Source organism: Bacillus sp. JJ1503, from assembly GCF_036965125.1.
In the GTDB taxonomy this organism is placed as follows: domain Bacteria; phylum Bacillota; class Bacilli; order Bacillales; family Cytobacillaceae; genus Cytobacillus.
The window spans coordinates 4,322-5,163 of sequence record NZ_JBALOZ010000413.1; the positions used below are offsets into that span (position 1 = coordinate 4,322).

Annotated in this window: 1 protein-coding gene; it reads left to right on the forward strand. The window is 42.4% G+C overall.

What is annotated here, in order from left to right; all coding sequences use genetic code 11:
- Positions 1-118: 118 nt before the first annotated feature.
- On the forward strand, positions 119-842 hold a 724-nt coding region (locus V7149_RS24050; protein WP_335348098.1), incomplete at its 3' end, for a thiolase family protein.

Below are 842 nucleotides of genomic sequence, written 5' to 3' on the forward strand. Positions count from 1 at the left end.
ATCGAGTACGATAAAAACTATGTAGAATGAAAAGTCTGCTAAATAAGTCTATTTCTAAGCAGGAGATTGAATACAATGAATGGAAATTAGATTTATCAGTCAATAGGGGGTTGAAAGGATGCGGGAAGCGGTTATTGTGGAAGGCGTTCGAACACCAGTAGGCAGAAGAAATGGATTTTTTAATGATTTTAGAGCGGATGATCTTGCTGCTGAGGCATTAAAGGCATTAATAGAGAGAGCAGGAATAGATCCAGCGATTATTGATGATGTTATCTTGGGCTGTGTGTCTCAAATTGGAGAACAAAGTGGCGATATTGCAAGAGTTGCCTCTCTCATTGCTGGTTTTCCAATTGAGGTCCCAGGCACGACCATTGATCGTCAATGTGGTTCAAGCCAGCAGGCTGTTCATTTTGCTGCCCAGGCGATAATTGCTGGTGATATGGATGTTGTCATTGCTGGCGGGGTTGAGAATATGTCACGTGTACCAATTGGTTCCAGCTATCAGGGGGTTCCATTTAGTGACAAGCTGATGGACCAGCATGAAATGATTCATCAGGGCTTATCAGCAGAACGAATAGCTGAAAAATACGGATTAACTCGAGAGGAATTGGACCAATTTTCATATGAAAGTCATCAAAAAGCATTGAAGGCGCAAGCCAATTGCTATTTTTCAAAAGAGATTGTTCCTGTTCAAGTCAATTTGCCAGACGGCGAAACTGTTACTGTCTCAGAGGATGCCGGACCGCGGTCGGACACATCTGTTGAAGCTCTTGGCGGTTTAAAAACTGTGTTTAAAGAAGATGGAGTCATTCATGCAGGAAACTCTAGTCAGATTAGTGATG